This is a genomic window from Paracoccus sp. S4493, from assembly GCF_000967735.1.
Classification (GTDB): Bacteria; Pseudomonadota; Alphaproteobacteria; order Rhodobacterales; family Rhodobacteraceae; genus Paracoccus; species Paracoccus marcusii.
Genome location: NZ_JXYF01000416.1, coordinates 1 through 208, shown reverse-complemented (window position 1 = coordinate 208; position 208 = coordinate 1). Strand labels below are relative to the sequence as shown.

Genomic DNA, 208 nt, shown 5'->3' with positions numbered 1-208 from the left:
TGTCCCCGATCAGCTTCCGCGCCCCTGCCATTCCGCAATGGCAGGGGCGTTGGTTTGGCACCCGCAGGACAAACGCATCCCAACAAGGACCAGGGCAGCGATGGAAAAGATACCGATGACCCCCACCGGCGCGGCAGCGCTGGAACGCGAACTGGGGCAGCTGAAATCCAAGGAACGTCCCGCCATCATCCGCGCCATCGCCGAGGCG

At 64.9% G+C, this 208-nt stretch carries 1 pseudogene; it reads left to right on the top strand.

The annotated features are described in order from the left end of the window. Positions 1–100: 100 nt before the first annotated feature. Positions 101–208, top strand: a pseudogene (locus TW83_RS18155) (transcription elongation factor GreA); the annotation flags it as partial.